Annotated in this window: 14 protein-coding genes; 5 read left to right on the top strand and 9 right to left on the bottom strand. The window is 71.9% G+C overall.

What is annotated here, in order from left to right; all coding sequences use genetic code 11:
- Positions 1–143: 143 nt before the first annotated feature.
- Positions 144–365 carry a hypothetical protein gene (locus tag AB0J04_RS32355; protein WP_363172162.1) on the bottom strand — a complete coding sequence of 74 codons (222 nt, stop codon included), beginning with the start codon at positions 363–365 and terminating at the stop codon, positions 144–146.
- Positions 366–498: 133 nt separating this feature from the next.
- Between AB0J04_RS32355 and AB0J04_RS32350 the strand changes: the two genes are divergently transcribed.
- Positions 499–765 (top strand): hypothetical protein, encoded by a 267-nt coding sequence (locus tag AB0J04_RS32350; RefSeq protein ID WP_363172161.1) that lies wholly within the window; start codon positions 499–501, stop codon positions 763–765.
- 54 nt (positions 766–819) lie between these two features.
- On the opposite strand, the gene AB0J04_RS32345 is transcribed toward AB0J04_RS32350, so the two are convergent.
- From AB0J04_RS32345 to AB0J04_RS32335, 3 genes are all read right to left on the bottom strand, one after another.
- The gene (locus AB0J04_RS32345; RefSeq protein ID WP_363172160.1) at positions 820–1818 is read right to left on the bottom strand and encodes a helix-turn-helix domain-containing protein; all 999 of its coding nucleotides are present in this window, start codon (positions 1816–1818) and stop codon (positions 820–822) included.
- 158 nt (positions 1819–1976) lie between these two features.
- Positions 1977–5762, bottom strand: a complete 3786-nt coding sequence (locus tag AB0J04_RS32340; protein WP_363172159.1) for a S8 family serine peptidase — start codon at positions 5760–5762, stop codon at positions 1977–1979.
- A 149-nt stretch (positions 5763–5911) separates the two neighbouring features.
- Entirely contained in the window at positions 5912–7825 is a 1914-nt protein-coding gene (locus AB0J04_RS32335) for an ABC transporter ATP-binding protein (protein WP_363172158.1), read from the bottom strand.
- Positions 7826–8006: 181 nt separating this feature from the next.
- Between AB0J04_RS32335 and AB0J04_RS32330 the strand changes: the two genes are divergently transcribed.
- Positions 8007–8972, top strand: a complete 966-nt coding sequence (locus tag AB0J04_RS32330) for a lysylphosphatidylglycerol synthase transmembrane domain-containing protein (protein ID WP_363172157.1) — start codon at positions 8007–8009, stop codon at positions 8970–8972.
- 233 nt (positions 8973–9205) lie between these two features.
- Positions 9206–10303, top strand: coding sequence for a mechanosensitive ion channel family protein (locus AB0J04_RS32325; protein ID WP_363172156.1), 1098 nt, complete (start codon positions 9206–9208; stop codon positions 10301–10303).
- Between the two features lie 4 nt (positions 10304–10307).
- On the opposite strand, the gene AB0J04_RS32320 is transcribed toward AB0J04_RS32325, so the two are convergent.
- Positions 10308–11864, bottom strand: coding sequence for a M1 family metallopeptidase (locus tag AB0J04_RS32320; RefSeq protein ID WP_363172155.1), 1557 nt, complete (start codon positions 11862–11864; stop codon positions 10308–10310).
- Positions 11865–12081: 217 nt separating this feature from the next.
- Between AB0J04_RS32320 and AB0J04_RS32315 the strand changes: the two genes are divergently transcribed.
- Positions 12082–14301, top strand: a complete 2220-nt coding sequence (locus AB0J04_RS32315) for an NADP-dependent isocitrate dehydrogenase (RefSeq protein WP_363172154.1) — start codon at positions 12082–12084, stop codon at positions 14299–14301.
- A gap of 135 nt (positions 14302–14436) precedes the next feature.
- Here AB0J04_RS32315 and AB0J04_RS32310 read toward each other — a convergent pair whose 3' ends face one another.
- Positions 14437–14778 carry a DUF5713 family protein gene (locus AB0J04_RS32310; RefSeq protein WP_363172153.1) on the bottom strand — a complete coding sequence of 114 codons (342 nt, stop codon included), beginning with the start codon at positions 14776–14778 and terminating at the stop codon, positions 14437–14439.
- Between the two features lie 85 nt (positions 14779–14863).
- On the opposite strand from AB0J04_RS32310, the gene AB0J04_RS32305 reads away from it, so the two are divergent.
- A complete protein-coding gene (locus AB0J04_RS32305; RefSeq protein ID WP_363172152.1) occupies positions 14864–15700 on the top strand; it encodes an N-formylglutamate amidohydrolase in 837 nt (278 codons plus the stop codon).
- A gap of 10 nt (positions 15701–15710) precedes the next feature.
- On the opposite strand, the gene AB0J04_RS32300 is transcribed toward AB0J04_RS32305, so the two are convergent.
- From AB0J04_RS32300 to AB0J04_RS32290, 3 genes are read right to left on the bottom strand one after another with little or no spacing between them, the layout of a single operon-like run.
- Entirely contained in the window at positions 15711–16226 is a 516-nt protein-coding gene (locus tag AB0J04_RS32300; protein ID WP_363172151.1) for a hypothetical protein, read from the bottom strand.
- Positions 16223–16861, bottom strand: coding sequence for a sigma-70 family RNA polymerase sigma factor (locus AB0J04_RS32295; protein WP_363172150.1), 639 nt, complete (start codon positions 16859–16861; stop codon positions 16223–16225). Before AB0J04_RS32295 ends, AB0J04_RS32300 begins: the two co-directional genes overlap by 4 nt.
- A 7-nt stretch (positions 16862–16868) precedes the next feature.
- Positions 16869–18290, bottom strand: a complete 1422-nt coding sequence (locus AB0J04_RS32290) for a S8/S53 family peptidase (protein WP_363172149.1) — start codon at positions 18288–18290, stop codon at positions 16869–16871.
- Between the last annotated feature and the right edge of the window lie 256 nt (positions 18291–18546).

Here is an 18546-nt window from a genome sequence, read left to right as displayed (position 1 = left end):
TACCCCCGGCCCCTCTTGGGCCGGGCTTCGTGCGTCCGGGCGCCGCTCAGCCCGGGGGGCAACCTCGCTCGGTCACGCGGCAGCACGGATCGGGACCTGCTCATCGACAGGGGCCCGGCATCACCGAGACGCCGCACGACGGCTCACTCGCCCTCCTGCCCGCGCATACGCCGCAGCACGGGCCTGGCCTTCGGCCGGTGGTCACCCTGGTCGGCGAGCCGGCCCGCGAGCGCGGCCGACGTGGGCGAGGCGAAGACCGTACGGATCGGCAAGTACGGAGCCGTGGTCTCCTCGACGTCGCCGAGCAGCTCGTTGAAGTACCGTTCGTGCTCCTCTCTCGGCACACCCAGCCTGGCCTGGGCCACAAAGTCCCGGAACGGAAGGGCCTCGGGCAGCGCATCGCTCCGGCCGGACAGGAAGGCGCCCAGCTCTCGCAGCAGCGCTTCCTGGCTCGTGTGGTCCCGGACGGTCTGGTGAATCCGGACGCTGCCGAACGCCGTGGTGCTGCTCGACCTGCCCGTCGAGGAGTCCCTGGCCCGGACCAGGGACCGGGCGGGCGGGGGCGAGCTGCACGAGCGGGCGGACCTGCTGTCGCTGGCCCGGCAGCAGTACGACGCCGCCCTGGACTGGCTGTCCCGAACCCGGCCCGAGGTGTCCGTGCACCGTGTCGACTGCCGCGGCCGCACCGCGGCCGAGGTGACCGAGGCGGTCCGCGCCGTGCTCACCCCGCTCAGGGCAGCGGTCCCGCCCGGCGGGCCGAGGTGAGGACGTCGGGTTCGCGCGGCGACAGCCGCGCCGACTCCCGGGGTGGGGTCCGCTTCAGAGCCATCCCCGCCGTGCCGCCTGCCAGGCGAGTTGCATGCGTGTGCCGGCTCCGGCGCGTTCCATGAGGCTCTGGATGCGGCGTTGGACGGTCCTTCTGCTGAGGCTCAGATGAGAGGCGATCGCCTTGTCGGCCACGCCGGCGACCAGCAGGGACAGCAGTTCCCGGTCCGTCGGCGAGAGCGATCCGGAGGTACTGGAGTCGGCGGTCTCCAGGACGCCCGTGTCCGCGACGGTGAGCGGGACGGCGTTCTCCCAGTAGCTCTCGAACAGGGCGACCAGCGCGCTCAGCAGGTTGCTGTCGCGCACCAGCGCGGTGGTCGGTTCCTCCGGGTTGCCGTTGGGGCCGCCGGGGACCAGCGGGAAGATGGCGACCGAGCGGTCCGCGATCGCCAGGCGGAGCGGCAGCTGAGGGACCGCGCGTGCGTTCTCGCCGGCCCGGACCCCGGCCACCACGTTCTCCACGGCGCCCTCGTCCGCGAAGAAGTCCTTCTCGTACAGCACGCGGTACGAGACTCCGCGGGCCAGCGCCTCGTACTCCTCCGTGTTGGTGCCCGAGGGCATCGCCACGTACTGCGCCTTGCACAGCCACAGCATCTCTTGCCGCGAGTCGGCCTGAATCCGCTTCAGGTGCTGGCGCAGGGCCTGCGCGCCGGTGATGACTTCGAGCAGCTGCCCGGCATCGTGCCGCCGTGCCGTCTCGCGGTAGGTCTCGACCAGCCGGGCCGCTTCCATCTGGGCGACGTGCAGGGCGTCGGCGTTGTTCTTGATGCGGGGAAGGAGGGCGACGTCCGGGGGCACGGCACGGAACAGGCGAGGCGTGCCGTCGGTGCGGGTGGCCAGTCCCATGGCGGTCAGCGCGTCGAGGACTCGTCCGCCCTGCGCGCGCGTCATCGCGGTGCGCTCGATGACGTCGTCGACCGTGGCACGGCCGAAAGCCACCAAGAGCCGGTAGACGGACTCCTGTTCCGGAGACAGGCCAACTGCTTCCAGCACCCCGCGCGCCCTCCCCGGTACCCATGGCGTGGACCGTTCAAGACTGTAGCAAGGGGCGGAAGGCCTCCGGCGCGAACGGGGGCGGGCTGTCCTGGCCCGCCCCCGCAGGCGTCCGGTGCTGCTGTCCGGGGCTGCTACCGGTGCGGCTATCGGTGCGGCTACCGGTGCTGGGCGAAGGCGCGCCGGACGGTCTGACGGACACTGTTGCCGGCGGCGTCCCGCACGGTGACGCGGAGCGTCACATACACCTCCTTCCGGTCCTTCGGCAGGCCGTCGACCTTGGCCCGGAACGTGTTGTCGCCGCGGCCGCGCACCTCGGCGGCGCGCCAGGTGCGTCCGTCGTCGTAGGAGGTCTCGACGCGGGCGGTGACGCCTCGCGGCGTCGGCAGGCCGTCCTGCGAGCGGACCGTGACGCCGAGGTCGTACGGGCCGGCCGTGGCGACCGTGTTGTGCGCGTCGACCGGTACGGCGTAGTCGAGTTGCAGCAGGGCCAGCGGGGTGGCGCTGTCGGTCTTCCCCGAGCGGAAGGACCAGGAGGTGGAGGTGGAGGTCGAGTACCGCCAGTCGGGGGAGTTCCGGTTCGTCGTGAGATCGAGTCGGTAGTCGGCCGGGCCGGCGGGCACCTCCGCGTCCGCCCAGCCGCCGCCGAGGTCCATGAGCTTCTCGCCGTTCCGGTGGAGCACGGCGGTGGCGGTGTCTCCGGGCGGTGTGCTGTCCGAGGCGCCGACGCCGCCTCCGTCCAACGCCGTCAGACGCGACCAGTGCCCGGACTGCGAGTCCGTGAACTCCGGGATGCGCAGCCGCAGGAGGCTTCCGTCCCGCACCGTCGGCGTCGTGGTCCCCCGGGGGATCGACGGACGCACGACCGCGCCCTGCCACGTCTGCGCCGTCTCGGTGCCGCCACGGTACGTGCGGGGGTTGTCGCGCATGCCCTGGCCGAGCTGCTGGTCCTGGTCGTACGTCACGGTGTGGTGGACGAGGTGCTGCCACGTCGTGTCACCGGCGCTGACGTACTCGGTCCGTGCGAAGCCGGTCGGCACATAGCGGGTGTACTGGAGCCAGGCCGTCTGTTGGGCGGGCCGCCAGCCGAAGCGCTGCTCGCTCGCCCAACCGAGGCCGTTGTTGGCCGCGTACGTGCTGTGCACGACCGCGCTGTTGGACTTGCTCACGGTGTACGTGACCTGCTCGGGGACGCGCTGGGCGGAGACCTGCGTGACGTCGTACAGGTAGGGGCTGCGCACGGTGCCCTGGAAGGTCACCTGTGTGGCGCGGCGGTGGATCCGCGCCAGCAGGGCCGCTCCCGTGTCGGCCCCGACCCGGACGGTGGGCAGCGCCCAGCGCTCGCCGTCGGGTTGCCACCGGGTCCAGGGATTGTCGTTGTAGTGAACGACGAGCACGGCACGGGCGCCCGCCGCCGCGATCCGTGCGATGAGCGACCGACCGCCCGACCCCTCCTCGTCGGTGACCACCGCGAGCTTGCCGCGGACATGGTCCAGGACAGGCTTGCCGGCGTCGCCCGCGTCGACGGCGGTCAGCGTGGCTCCGCTGTCGCCGAACGTGGGGGAGGCAGGCATGTAAGAGGAGTTCAGCTTGCCCGGCAGACCGGTGGCGGTGGTCTCCAGGAGCGGCGCGACGAGCTGCCACCGGGACACGAACTCGAACGTGCCGTCCTTCACGGTGGCCGTCGGACTGACGTACAGCCGTTTCGCGTTGTCGAAGAACATCGTGCCCTGCAGCAGGCCGTTGCCGCCGAGGGAGCGGTACGTCTGATAGCTGAGGATGCCGCGCTGTTCGGCGGGCCTGGGCGTGCGGATGTCGACCCGGGTGGTCCTGCGGGCGTCGACGGTGACGGTCGTGTCCTTGGTGACCTTCACTTCGGGAAGCACCACTTCGCGCAGTTCCTGGCCGTCGTGCGCGGTGGTCAGGAAGGTGGAACTCACCTGGTAGGCGCCCTCTTCGACCTCCGCGACGGCCCTGTCGAGGTCCGTGTACCGGGCGAATCCGTCGGCGCCCCAGATCGTCGGCAGGGCGCCGGGGACGAGCCGGCCCTCCGTGTCGTACGTCTTCACGGTGAGCCGGTGCGTGGGACCGTGCACGACCAGGCTGAGGGTGGTGTGCACGGGCGCTTTCCCGGCGGCCGGGGTGGCGGTGACGTATCCGTAGTACTTGCCCTGTCCGGCCTTGCCCGGGTCGACGGTCAGGGGGACCTGTGCCGTCCCGCCCGCGGGAACGCGCACCGACGTCATGCCGAGCTTCAGCGCGCCGGCCGCGACGGCTTTCCCGGCGGCGTCGGCCAGCCTCGGTTCCAGGGAGAGGGTGATCTCGGCGCCGGAGGTGTTGGCGTACTCCAGCGTGGCGGTGCGCGCCGGGGCTCCGACGTCGACGGATCCGAGGGGGACGGAGCCCGTCGCGACGACCGGGCCCAGTGCGGCGGCGGCCGCGTCGATGCGTCCGCCGCCCTGGTCGGTGACCTTCTGGCCGGGGATCGTCCGGGCGCTGCTGATGAGCGCGTCCTTGATCCGCGCACCGTTCCAGTCGGGATGCCGCCCGGCGATCAGGGCCGCGGCGCCCGCCACGTGCGGGGTGGCCATCGAGGTGCCGGAGGCCGCCACGTAGTACTCGTCGACCGGAACGCCCATCGTGGTGCCGGCGGCGCGCGCCGCGACGATGCCGACGCCGGGGGCGGTCACGTCCGGTTTGACGGCGCCGTCGCCGAGCCGGGGGCCCCGGCTGGAGAAGGCGGCCAGTGCGTCGTCGTCGTCGACCGCGCCGACCGTCAGGGCCTCGTCGGCCGCGCCCGGCGAGCCGACCGTGCCGGGACCGGCTTCGCCGCTGTTGCCGGCGGCGACCACGAACAGCGCCCCGGTGCTGCGGCTGATCTCGTTCAGCGCCTGGCTCATCGGGTCCGTGCCGTCGGTGGGCTGGTCGGATCCGAGGCTCATGCTGATGATGTCGGCGCCCTCGGCCGCCGCCCATTCCATGCCCGCGATCACCTGGGACTCGGAACCGTATCCGTCGTCCCCGAGGACCTTGCCGACGAGCAGGTCCGCGGCGGGGGCGACGCCCTTGCGGGCGCCGCCGGACGCGGCGCCGGTCCCGCCGACGATGGACGCCACATGCGTACCGTGTCCGAACACGTCACCCGTGCCGGTGCTGCCGGAGAAGTCCTTGGCCAGGGTCACCCTCCCGGCCAGGTCGGGGTGGGTCTGGTCCACTCCGGTGTCCAGGACCGCGGTCCTGACTCCTTCGCCGTGGTAGCCGGCCGCCCAGACGGCGGGTGCGCCGATCTGGCCGGTGCTGCGGTCCAGGACCGCGCCGACCCGGCCGTCGAGCCAGACCCGGGGCACCGCGGCGAGGGCGGAGCCCGTCGTCCGCGCCCCGTCCGGGGCGAGTTCGTCCCAGAACCGGCCCAGGTCGTCCTGCGCGACGCGCAGGGACCGCGCCTCGATGCTGTCGAGTTCGCGCACGGTCTCGGCCGTGTCGGCCAGGCCGGTGAGCTTGCGCACGGTCGGGGCCGGGGCCCGTTCCGAACGGTCCACGATCAGCGGCAGCGCCGTCGTGTGCGCCTCGTCGAAGCGCTGCGCCACGAGGGCGGTGACGTCGAACAGGTCTCTGTCCAGACGGCCGGCGGAGACCAGAGGCTCCGCGTCGGAGGGCAGCACCGTCACATGGCCGTCCTGCTCGACCGTGCGGAAAACGATGTCATCGCGCCCGGCGCCGGGCACGATCGAGGCCGTCTGCCGACCGCCGGACGCCGTGGCGACCGTCACCGTGTCACCGGTGATCAGATGCACCGTCGCCCGGGTTCCGGCGGCGGCGGGCGCGGTCGCGGTCGCGGTCATGGAGCCTGGCGGAGGAACGGTGCGTGCCGACACCGGTGTCACAGTTGCGGCGGCGAGCGCGAGGCCCACCGCCAGGGGCACCACCAAACGGATCCGTCTCATCGGTCTCGTGCTCTCCTCGGGACGCGGACTGCGGTTCACACGCTTGACAGAATCCGATGACGGCGATCCGGTGTCACCGCATCCCGGTGGCACAGGTGGGACATGGCGCAACTGCGACAGCCATGACGGCACGCACGGCGCCGGCGGGCTCAGAGCACGGCCGGCTCGGCCGCCGCTTCCGCTCCGGCTCCCGCACCCGCTCCCGGCTGCTCGAACTGGGTCCGGTACAGCTCCGCGTAGCGTCCGTCGGCCGCCAACAGCGCCTCGTGCGTGCCGCGTTCGACGACCCGGCCGGCCTCCACCACGAGGATCAGGTCGGCGGCGCGCACGGTGGACAGGCGGTGCGCGATGACGACCGCGGTGCGGTCCGCGAGCGCTTCGGCGAGGGCCTCCTGGACGGCCGCCTCGGAGGTGTTGTCGAGGTGGGCGGTGGCCTCGTCGAGGATGACGACGCGCTGGCCGGCCAGCAGCAGCCGGGCGATGGTCATGCGCTGGCGTTCGCCGCCGGACAGCCGGTAGCCGCGCTCGCCGACGACCGTGTCGAGGCCGTCGGGCAGGGAGCGGACGAGGTCGTCGAGGCGGGAGCGGCGCAGCGCGTCCCACAGTTCGTCCTCGGTCGCCGCCGGGCGGGCGAGCAGGAGGTTGGCGCGGACGGTGTCGTGGAAGAGGTGGCCGTCCTGGGTGACCATGCCGAGGGTGGCCCGCAGCGAACCGGCGCTCAGGTCACGGACGTCGACCCCGCCGATCCGGACGGCGCCCGCGTCGACGTCGTACAGGCGCGGCAGGAGCTGGGCGATCGTCGACTTGCCCGCGCCGGAGGAGCCGACGAGGGCGACGGTCTGCCCGGGTTCGGCGCGGAAGGAGACGCCGTGCAGGACCTCGGCGCCGCCGCGGGTGTCGAGGGAGGCGACCTCCTCCAGGGAGGCGAGGGAGACCTTGTCGGCGGACGGATAGCCGAAGCGGACGTCCTCGAACTCGACGGCGACAGCGCCCTCGGGCACCTCGCGGGCGTCCGGCTTGTCCTCGATGAGCGGTTTCAGGTCGAGCACCTCGAAGACCCGCTCGAAGCTGACCAGGGCGCTCATCACCTCCACCCGGGCCCCGGCGAGCGAGGTGAGCGGGGCGTAGAGGCGGGTCAGCAGCAGGGCGAGGGCGACGACGGCGCCCGGTTCGAGGGTGCCCTTGAGCGCGAGGTGGCCGCCGAGTCCGTAGACGAGGGCGAGGGCCAGCGCGGAGACGAGGGTGAGGGCGGTGATGAAGAGCGACTGGGCGGTGGCCGTGCGGACGCCGATGTCGCGCACCCGGGCCGCCCGGGCGGCGAACTCCGCCGACTCCTGTTCGGGGCGGCCGAACAGCTTGACCAGGGTGGCGCCGGGCGCGGAGAAGCGCTCGGTCATCCGGGTGCCCATCGCCGCGTTGAGCTCGGCGGCCTCCCGCTGCATTCCGGCCATCCGGTTGCCCATCCGCCGCGCCGGGATCACGAACACCGGCAGCAGGGCCAGCGAGAGCAGTGTGACCTGCCAGGACAGCGTGAGCATGACGACGAGGGTGAGCACGAGGGTGACCAGGTTGGAGACCACTCCGGAGAGCGTGTTGCTGAAGGCGCGCTGGGCGCCGATCACGTCGTTGTTGAGTCGGGAGACGAGCGCCCCCGTACGGGTACGTGTGAAGAACGCGACCGGCATCCGCTGCACATGATCGAACACGGCCGTGCGCAGATCGAGGATGAGCCCCTCCCCGAGCGTCGCCGACAGCCTCCTGCCGAGGATGCCGAGCGCCGCCTCCAGCACCGCGATGAGCGCGATGAGCAGGGCCAGGCGGACGACCGTGCCCGCGTCGCCGTGCGACACGATCGCGTCGACGACCCGTCCGGCGAGGACGGGGGTGGCGACGGCGAGCAGCGCGGTCAGCACGCTCAGCGCGACGAACCGTGCGATCCGGCGGCGGTGCGGGCGGGCGAACGCGCCGATGCGGCGCAGTGTCACCCGGTCGAAGGGACGGCGTTCCTGCTGGGCGTTCATGACGCTGTACAACTGCGTCCATGCGGTGCTCTCCATGCTCATGAAAGCGACCGTAGAACCTCAAGCGACCTTGAGGTCAAGAATTTTCTCCTCGTCCCCCGCATCCCCCTCGTCCCCCACCAACGCCGCATCCCCCGCTGCGAAGGACCCGATGACCGTACGCAATGTCCCGTCCCCGCTCCCGCAACCCGCAGTTGGCGCCGTGCGGAGAAGCTCTCCGAGTGTGACAGCGGTTTCCGTTTCCCCAGCCAGACCGCCCCGACGACTCCCCGTCCGCCAGATCCTGTGTCTGCTCCCGCTCGTACTGGTGGCCGTGGTCGCCGTGCAGCACCGCTCCGTCCTCGCCGAGGGCTTCGGGCATCTGCGGCAGGCCGAGTGGCCCTGGCTGCTGGCCGCGGTCGGCGCGACCTGTCTGACCTGGGTCGCGGCTGCCGTCACCCGGCAGGGCGCGGTCGTGCAACGGCTGCCCGGACGGCGGCTGCTGGCGACCCAGTTCGCCGCCGGCGCGGCCAACCACCTGCTGCCGACGGGCCTCGGCGCGAGCGCGGTCAACCTGCGGTTCATGACCGTGTGCGGGGTTCCGCTGGCCCGTTCCTCGGCGGCCCTCGGGCTGTATCTGCTGGCGGAGGGCGTGGCCCGGGTGGGCCTGCTGACCGTGCTGCTGCTGCTCTTCCCCGACGCGCTGCGGCTCGGCTCCCTGCTGCCCGACGCGGCGCTCGGCCCGCTGCTGGGCGGCCTCGCGGCGGTCGTGCTGCTGGCGGCGGTCGTGCTCGTCCTCGTCCGGCGGGTGCGGTCGGCGGTGTGCAGCTTCCTGCGCACCGCGCTCAGCGAGGCGCGCTCGGTGCACTGCCGTCCGTCCCGGGTGCTGGCCCTGTGGGGCGGTTCCCTGGCGTTCCCGGTGCTCCAGGCGGCCGGACTCGCCGCGGTGGGGCAGGCGTTGGGGCTGTCGGTGCCGGTCACGCACATGGTGGTCGCGTATCTGGCGGCGACGGTGGCGGTCGCGCTGATCCCGACCCCGGGCGGGATCGGCTCGGTGGAGGCGGCGCTGGTCGTGGCGCTGGTGGCGGCGGGCGGCCCGGTGGCGGTCGCCACGGCGGTGGTCCTCGCCTACCGGATCATCACCGTTTGGCTGCCGCTGGTGCCGGGCGCGCTGACGCTCGGCGCGCTGGTGCGCATGAAGGTCATCTGACCGGTCCCGGCGTACCGGTCCTCGCCCCGGTGCGGTGGTCCGCGGCCCGTCGTTCGTACGGACCACGAGCGGCGCAAACCGGCCAACGCCTCCTCTGAGCTGCGCGATCCCGCCGTCGCGGCCGTATCCTCGGGTACGAACTCCTGTGCCGGATACGGCAGGATGAGCGGTTGCGCCTTTCTTCGAAGGGGGTTGGGCGCGCCCGCACTTCCCTGAACCGAGCAGGTGACATTTTGAACCGCGCACTGACCCTGGACGACGGCGTACTGGCCGGAATCGCCCTGGCCACCGGCCTGTTGGCCGCCTTCCTGTCACGCACGCTGCTGCGCTGGCTGGGCAAGCACGCCAAGCGCACGAGGTGGAGCGGCGACGACGTCGTGGTGGACGCGCTGCGCACCGTGGTGCCGTGGAGCGCGATCGCCGGCGGCGCGGCGGCCGCGGCGGCGTTGCTGCCGCTGACGAAGGGCGTCCAGCACACCGTCAACCAGTGTCTGACGGTGCTGCTGATCTTCGTGGTGACCGTTGCGGCGGCACGGGTCGTCGCCGGGCTCGTGCAGAACATGACCACCTCGCGCTCCGGGGTCGCGGGGTCGGCCACGATCTTCGTGAACATCACCCGGATCCTGGTGCTGGCGATCGGTTTCCTGGTCGTGCTGCAGACGCTGGGCATCTCCATAGCCCCGCTGCTCACCGCCCTGGGCGTCGGCGGTCTGGCCGTCGCGCTCGCCCTCCAGGACACCCTCGCGAACCTCTTCGCGGGCATCCACATCCTCGCCTCCAAGACCGTCCAGCGCGGCGACTACATCAAGCTGAGCAGCGGCGAGGAGGGCTACGTCGAGGACATCAACTGGCGGCAGACGACCGTGCGCGCGCTGTCCAACAACCTCGTCGTCATCCCCAACGGGCAGCTCGCGAAGACGAACATGACCAACTACATGCGTCCCGAGCAGGACCTGACGATCCTGGTGCAGGCGGGCGTGGCCTACGACAGCGATCTCGAGCAGGTGGAGCGGGTCACCATGGAGGTCATCGCCGAGGTCATGACCGGCGTCGACGGCGCGCTCCCGGACCACGAGCCCGCCATCCGCTTCCACACCTTCGGCGACTCGCGGATCGGCTTCACGGTGATCCTGGGCGTCGGCGAGTTCAGCGACCAGTACCGGATCAAGCACGAGTTCATCAAGCGCCTGCACCGCCGTTACCGCGAGGAAGGCATCCGGATCCCGGCGCCGGCCCGCACGGTCGCGTTGCAGCAGGGCGCGGTGGTCATCCCGCAGCAGCGCACGGGCGACGACGTCGTGCAGGGCGAGCCGAGCGCCCTGCACGAATGACCGCCTAGAGCGTCGCCGAGTTGTCGTGCGGGCGTGCGCCCGTCCGCTGACGCGGGACGGCGAGGGACGGCGGCACCGGGGTGACCGTCCAGTCCGGATGGCCGGGCATGCGCGGTGTCGTGGTGCCGTACAGCCAGTCCCGCAGGAAGCCGGACACGTCCCGTCCGCAGGCGCGCGAGGCGACGGCGATGTAGTCGTCCGTCGACGCCGAGGAGTCGCGGTGGCGGGCCAGGAAGGTCCGCTCGACGGTGTGGAAGGCGTCCTCGCCGATGAGTTGGCGCAGCGCGTACAGGACGAGGACGCCGCCCGTGTAGCGCTGGTTGTCGAAGAGGTTGACCGCGTTCGGGGCGGCGACGGGACCGGAGGTGTGCCGCCACTGGTCGCCGAGGGCGTACGTGTACTTCATCCGGTCCTCGAACGTGCTGTAGCCGAGCGAGTCGGTCCAGCCGCGCTCGTAGCGGTAGAGCAGCCCGTAGAAGTCGGCGTGGCCCTCGTTGAGCCACAGGTCGGCCCAGCTGGCGGGGCTGACGCTGTTGCCGAAGTAGGAGTGGACCAGCTCGTGCATCATGTGCGAGCCGATCTTGGGCTCCGCCTGGAGCAGGTAGTTCGGCTTGTAGAGGGTGAGGGTCTGGGTCTCCAGGCCGGTGAAGTCGAAGGCCTTCGGGTCGTCGGTGTTGCAGGGCAGCAGCCCGTACGTCTCGAAGGGGTAGGCGCCCAGCCGTGCCTCGATCCACTCGACCAGGCCCGGGGTGAGGGCGAGGGCCGGTTCCAGGGCCTCGGCCCGGGCGGTCGGGACGACGTCGCGCAGCGGCAGTCCGTGCGGCCCCTGCCGCTGCTTCACCACGTAGTCGCCGACCGTGATCTGCGCCAGCTCGGTGGCCATCGGCCGACGGGAGCGGTAGCTGTACGCGGTCCGGTCGCCGGCCAGGTGCTCGGTGCGCACGAGCGAGCCGTTCGCGACGCCCCGCAGGCCCGCCGGGACGGTGATCCGGAAGGTGAAGTCCGCCTTGTCCGACGGATGGTCGTTGCAGGGGAACACGGTGTGCGCGGCGTCCGGCTGGGGACAGATCGCGAACCCGTCCGGCGTGGGCACCCACGCGGTGTGCGGGAGGGGGAGGCGGCGCGGGTCCGCCGTGTAGGTCACGCACACGGTCACCCGGGCCCGGGCGGGCAGCGGACGGACGGGCGTGATCCGCAGCTTCTCGCCCACCTGTTCGAAGGCGGCGTCGCGGCCGCCGACGCGGACCGTGTGTATGTCCAGGCCCAGGGCGTCGAGCGAGAGCCGGGTCAGGCCCTGGGTGGTGCGCAGTTCCAGGGTCGCCTCGGCGTCGACGAGGGTGGTCGTGGCGTCGTAGGAGAAGTCGAGGTGGTAGGAGGCGACGCGGTAGCCGTCGTTGCCGAGAGCGGGAAAGACGGAGTCGCCGAGGGTCTCGGGGCCCGGGGCGCCGCCGCCCTTGCCGTCTGTCGTGGTGTCGGCGTGCGCCGTGGTTCCCCCGGCCAGGACTGCCGCCGTGCCGATCAGCGCGGCCGCCGGGGCCGTCACTCTGCTGCGATATCTCATGGTCCGCTGTTCCGCTTTCGCTCGGGCGGCCGGGTGGTCGGTCCGGCCGTCGGATGAGGTCGACGATCGCCTTGTATGACCACCGCAACGGACACTTCGGTTGCACCGGACCCGGAGCCGTGCCGCGCGGGCCCGGGGGGAGACCCCTGTCGAGCCGATCCCGTTCACGAGATATCTTGATGTCGAGCAATGTTGCAGACGTGGAGCGGAGCACCCGGTGACTGACTCGACCATCATCTATACGCACACTGACGAGGCCCCGGCCCTGGCGACGTATTCCTTCCTGCCGGTGGTCCAGGCGTACGCCTCGCAGGCGGGTGTCGCCGTGACGACGCGGGACATCTCGCTGGCCGGGCGCATCATCGCGGTGTTCCCGGAGTACCTGACCGAGGACCAGCGCATCCCGGACGCGCTGAGCGAGCTCGGCGAGCTGGCCAAGACGCCCGAGGCCAACATCATCAAGCTGCCGAACATCTCGGCGTCGATCCCGCAGCTCAAGGCCGCGGTCGCCGAGCTCCAGGCCCAGGGCTACGCGCTGCCGGCCTACCCGGACGACCCGAAGACCGACGAGGAGCGGGACGTCCAGGCCCGCTACGACAAGATCAAGGGCTCCGCCGTGAACCCGGTCCTGCGCGAGGGCAACTCCGACCGCCGCGCGCCCGCGTCGGTCAAGAACTACGCCCACACCCACCCGCACCGCATGGGCGCGTGGTCCGCGGAGTCGACGACCGATGTCGCCACCATGGGCGAGAACGACTTCCGCTCCACCGAGAAGTCCGCGGTGATCTCCGAGGCCGGCTCGCTGAAGATCGAGCTGGTCGCCGAGGACGGCTCCACCACCGTGCTGCGCGAGTCCGTACCGGTCCTGAAGGACGAGGTCGTCGACGCGTCCGTGCTGCACGTGGCCGAGCTGCGGGAGTTCCTCACCGCGCAGATCGCCCGTGCCAAGGCCGAGGGCGTGCTGTTCTCGGTGCACCTCAAGGCCACGATGATGAAGGTCTCCGACCCGATCATCTTCGGCCACGTGGTCCGCGCGTTCTTCCCGAAGACCTTCGAGCAGCACGGCGCGACCCTCGCGGCCGCCGGCCTCTCCCCCAACGACGGGCTCGGCGGCATCCTCAAGGGCCTGGAGTCCCTGCCCGAGGGCGACGCGATCAAGGCCTCCTTCGACGCCGAGCTCGCCGCGGGCCCGGCCCTGGCGATGGTTGACTCCGACAAGGGCATCACCAACCTGCACGTGCCGTCCGACGTCATCGTCGACGCCTCGATGCCGGCGATGATCCGCACCTCCGGTCACATGTGGGGCCCGGACGGCCAGGAGGCCGACACCCTCGCCGTGCTGCCGGACTCGTCCTACTCCGGCGTCTACCAGGCTGTGATCGACGACTGCCGCGCCCACGGCGCCTACGACCCGGCCAGCATGGGCTCGGTCGCGAACGTCGGTCTCATGGCGCAGAAGGCCGAGGAGTACGGCAGCCACGACAAGACGTTCGAGATCCCGGCCGCGGGCACGGTCCGGCTCGTGGACCAGGCCGGCAACGTGGTGATCGAGCAGGCGGTCGCCGCCGGCGACATCTTCCGCGCGTGCCAGACCAAGGACGCGCCGATCAAGGACTGGGTGAAGCTGGCCGTCACCCGCGCCCGCGCCACCGGCGACCCGGCGGTGTTCTGGCTGGACGAGACCCGCGCGCACGACGCCCAGCTGATCGCCAAGGTCAACGCGTACCTGCCCGAGCACGACACCGAGGGCCTGGACATCCGTATCCTCCCCCCGGTCGAGGCGACCAAGCTGTCGGTCGAGCGCATCCGCCGCGGCGAGAACACGATCTCGGTGACGGGCAACGTGCTCCGCGACTACCTCACCGACCTCTTCCCCATCCTGGAGCTGGGCACCAGCGCCAAGATGCTGTCGGTCGTCCCGCTGATGGCGGGCGGCGGCCTGTTCGAGACGGGTGCGGGCGGCTCCGCCCCGAAGCACGTCCAGCAGCTGGTCAAGGAGAACTACCTGCGCTGGGACTCGCTCGGTGAGTTCTTCGCGCTGGTCCCGTCCCTGGAGCAGTGCGCGACGGCCACCGGCAACACCCGCGCCCAGGTCCTCGCCGACACCCTCGACCGCGCCACGGCGACCTTCCTCAACGAGGACAAGTCCCCGACCCGTCGCGTCGGCGGCATCGACAACCGCGGCAGCCACTTCTTCCTGTCCCTGTACTGGGCGCAGGAACTCGCGGCGCAGACCGACGACGCGGACCTGGCGAAGGCGTTCGCGTCCCTCGCGGAGACGCTGTCCGCGAACGAGCAGACCATCGTCGACGAGCTGAACGCCGTCCAGGGCGAGCCGGCCGACATCGGCGGCTACTACCAGCCCGACCCGGCCAAGGCCGCGGCGGTCATGCGCCCGTCCACCACGTGGAACGAAGCGCTGGCGTCCCTGAGCTGACCCCCGCTCCCCCCACCCTCACCGACCTCCGCCCCGACCGGCACATGGCCCGGCCGGGGCGGAGGTTTGTCGTCCTCCAGCCCGGCCGGGGCGGAGGTTTGTCGTCCTCCAGCCCGCCCGGGGGTGGCGCAGCCGTCACCAGTCGCGGGTGGCGATCAGCTTCTCGACGTCCGCGTCCTCGAAGCCGTAGACGCGGGCGACGAACCAGAAGTCCCCGGCTGTCTCCTCCCGGGCGACCGTCTCGAGCTCGCTGCCGGCCTCCCGGAACGCTTCCTGGAGGTCGTTGAACTCCTCGGTGGCGGCCTGGGTCAGGGCGTACAGCGCGGCGAGGTCGGAAGGCCGCTCGGTCTCGACGCGCTCGCACAGGCGCAGCAGGATCCCCTTGCCCCGGTCCAGCACCTCGTCGGGGTAGTGGTCGGATCGGTACAGCGCCTTCAGGAACGCGTGTCCCGCCACCTGCTCGTTGCTCACGGCCATGCCCGCCCCGCCCGTTTCCCCGTCGTGTTGTGATGACATCTCCGATCATGCACCACGCCACTGACAACGCCCCGGGAGCAGCCCGATGACCCCAGCCGCACCGCCCTTCGCGTTCCTGCCCGGCGCCGCCGGTTCCCCGGTGATCCTCCATGTGCCGCACTCGGCGCGGGCGATACCGGCCGAGGCGCGCGCGGGCATCGTGCTGGACGACGGGGCGCTGGAGCGGGAGTTGGACCACATCACCGACTCGCACACCGCGGAGATCGCCGAGGAGGCGGCCGCGCGGGCCGGCGTGACGCCCTGGCGGTTCGTCAACCGGCTGTCACGGCTGGTCGTCGATCCGGAGCGGTTTCCGGACGAGCGGGAGGAGATGCGCGCCGTCGGCATGGGCGCCGTGTACACGCGGACCACGCACCGGGAGCCGCTGCGGCCGGAGGACACCGGCACGGATACGGATACGGATACGGATGCCGGTGGCGGTGTCGAGGTCGAGGGACTTCTCGCCCGCTACTTCCGGCCGTACGCGCAGGCGATGACCGACGCCGTCGCCGAGCGTCTGGCGGCCGTCGGCCGGGCCGTCGTCGTCGACGTGCACTCCTACCCGACCGAGCCGCTGCCCTACGAACTCCACGGCGACGGCCCGCGGCCGCCGGTCTGTCTGGGCACCGACGCCTTCCACACCCCGCCCGAGCTGCTCGCCGCCGCGCGGAGGGCGTTCGCGGAGATCGGGGAGACCGGGCTCGACAGCCCGTTCGCGGGGACGTACGTACCGCTGGAGCACTACGGGAAGGAGCCGCGGGTGAGCGCGCTGATGGTGGAGATCCGGCGGGACACCTACATGAGCGAGCCCGGCGGGCCGGCCGGGCCGGGGCTGACCCGACTCGCCTCGGCCCTGGCGGCCCTGGTGGACGCCGTCTCCTGAGCGTCCGGCGTCACGCGCGCAGCCACTCCGTCACGACCACCTCCCCGCCGGTTCGCAGCCGCAGCGCGAACGGGCCGGTCGGCGGTGCGTCGCAGGCGAAGCGGCCCATGTCGTCGGCGGTGAGGGCGGCGCCCGCGCGGGGGCCGTGCAGCACCTCGATCGAGGCCGACTGGGGCGGCAGCAGCTGCCCCAGCAACCCCTCCCGGGTGACCTCGACGTCGACCGTCAGTCCGCCCGTGTGGAAGGTCAGCATCCGCGGCACGTCCACCGCTCCGCGCACCGGGATGGCGTCGACCAGTGAGTCGAACGTCAGCTCGGCGATCCGTGCGTCCAGGTCGTGCAGTGCGTAGGCCTCGATGGCGAGCCGCCGCAGCTCCGCGGGGACCGGGTCCAGGATGGCGGTGGCCTCGCGGAGCTCCTCCTCCATCCGGTCGTGGTCGAACTCCTCGTCGACGAAGGGGACTTCGCCGAAGAAGTCGTCCGGCTCGCCGTCGCTCATGTCATTGATGTCGTTCATGTCGCTCACAGAGCTCCCCGTGCGTCGAGTCGGGCGCGCAGGCGGCGCAGGCATCGCTGGCGCATCGGTCCGATGCTGCCGACGGCGATGCCCAGGGCGGCCGACACCTCCTGATAACTGGGCGGCGGCGAGGCGATCAGCACCCGCAGCAGTTGTCGGCAGCGGTCGCCGAGGGCCTCGAACTCCTGCCAGAGGAAGCGGACCCGCTCGCTCTGCGCGGCCGCCTCCTCCGAGTCGAGCACCGACTGCTCCGGGGTGCGGTCCTCGCTGGCCCGGTCGAGCAGCAGGGGATCGTCCGTAGGGGTCAGCCGGCGCAAACCCTTGATCACTTTCAGGCACTCGTTGCGCGCGGTGCTCGCGAGCCATGAACCCGCCTTGTGCGGCTCCCTGATCCGGCCCAGGTGCTGGGCGAAGCGGAACCAGACGGTCTGGTACACCTCGTGCCCGTCGGCGTCCGAGAGCCGGTGTGCGCGCACGACCGACCACACCAGTGGGCTCAGCCCGTCCACCAGCGCTTTCCAGGCCGCCGTGTCACCGTCGACGGCTGACTGGACGAGCGCGCCGACATCACTACGGTCCACGGCCCCACCCCTCGTGTACGGCCTGTCATCGTACGCCGTGGCGGGGCCTGTCTCGGACCTCATGCGGCCCTCACTGCGGACCCACCGGGACCGGGCGCCAGGTGGGCGGAAGCAGGGCCGGCACGTGCGCACCGCGCACCTCCGCGAACTCCGTGTTCCCGGCGAGGAGTTGGGCGGCGGCGGCCCGTGGGGCGGTCATCCGGTTCGCGCTCATGTGGGCGGCGACGAGCCCGGCCACCAGGGGGGTCGCGAAGGACGTACCGCTCCAGGACGCCAGTCCCTCGAACATCACCTGGTCCGGCTTGCCCGGGCTGACCTGCTGCGCCTCGCTCAACACACCGGTGTGGCGCGGGGATCGGCAGGTGCAGGCGTAGGTGAAACCGTAGCGGCAGGCCTCGTAGGTGGAGTGCTGGTAGACGTACGGGACGGGTGTGTCGAAGCCGGTGAAGGCGCTGGTGAGGCGCTCTCCCGGGGCGTAGACCTTCACCCACGCGCCGTGGTTGCTGAAGCAGGCGCCGAACTCGCCGTCGCCGCGCAGCGCGCCCACCGACAGCACCGCGTCGGCGTGGTCGGGCAGGGAGGCGTAGGCGGCGGGCCAGAAGGGCGCGGCGCCGGCGTTGTTGCCGGCGGCGGCCACCAACAGAGTGTGCTGGGACCGGAGTTCCTCCATGAAGGCGGCGACGCCGAGGAGGCCGTCGACGCGTCCGTTGGAGGTGCCGGCGGAGAGGCTGATGATGTCGGGCCAGCCGTCCGCGACGGCGTCGAAGAGCCTCTCGCCGAACTCGGACTCCAGGATCGCGCCGGCGTCGTTGAGGGTGCCCCGCACGGTGACGTCGGTGTTCGGCGCGACGGCCGCGACGAGTCCGGCGATGAACGTGCCGTGGCCGACGTACTGCTGGAGGATCCCCTCGTCGTCGGTCTCCCTGATCTGGGCGTCGCCCTCGGTGTGGGCGAGCGGCGGGTAGGAGCGGTAGTCGTGCGTGAGGCCGGTGTCGACGACGAGGACGCCGATCGCGCTCGCCGGGTCGTGGGCCGCCTCGGCCGCGGACGGGTTGGGCGGCTCGGTGCGCGGGGCGGGCACCGGCTCGTCGCCGGGGCAGGCGTTGACAGCGATCGACACCACGTGGTTGCGGCTGATCAGTCGGCGGCCGGCGCGCCCCTCCGTCTCCCGCAGCGCACGCAGGGCCCCCGCGACGGCGTGGTCGGCGGCGCGGCCGCCCTCTCCCGGGTCCCCCACCCGGATGCGGGTGATGCCGGAGCGGTTGGCCTGCGGGCCCGCCCGGCGCACGTGGTCCGGGACCAGGCCGTCGGTCGCGGTGAAGTGCGAGCGGACGGCGTCCTCGACGACCTGGGCCTCCTCGCCGTCGCGGGCGAGGACGACGCCCTTCTCGTAGATGAACTCGGCGGAGTCGTCCGGCCCCATCGCCAACGGGACGTCGGGCAGCGAGCGTTGGATCTGGTCGAACTGCTCGTGGAATCGCTGTGGTGCCATGGCATGTCCTCCCCTACAGCCGGTGGTCTTCAGCAAGACCCGCGAGACGGCCGTCTGATACAGGTGGTGCGACGGCGGATGGGGGTGGTGCGAGAGCAGATGAGGGTGGTGCGGTTGCGCCCGCGCGCCCCCTCCCTCGCCCCGCCTTCCCGCCGCCCCTAACGCGCCCCCCGAATGCGCCCCCGTCTCGCCGAGTCCGTTGACACGACGTCCAATTGTTACTGGTGGATACGGTGCCGAACCGGTGTGATCGGCG

It is taken from the genome of Streptomyces sp. NPDC050263, assembly GCF_040655955.1.
Lineage (GTDB): Bacteria > Actinomycetota > Actinomycetes > Streptomycetales > Streptomycetaceae > Streptomyces.
Note: the sequence above shows the minus strand (reverse complement) of the source record. Positions and strands in the feature narration are given on the sequence as shown.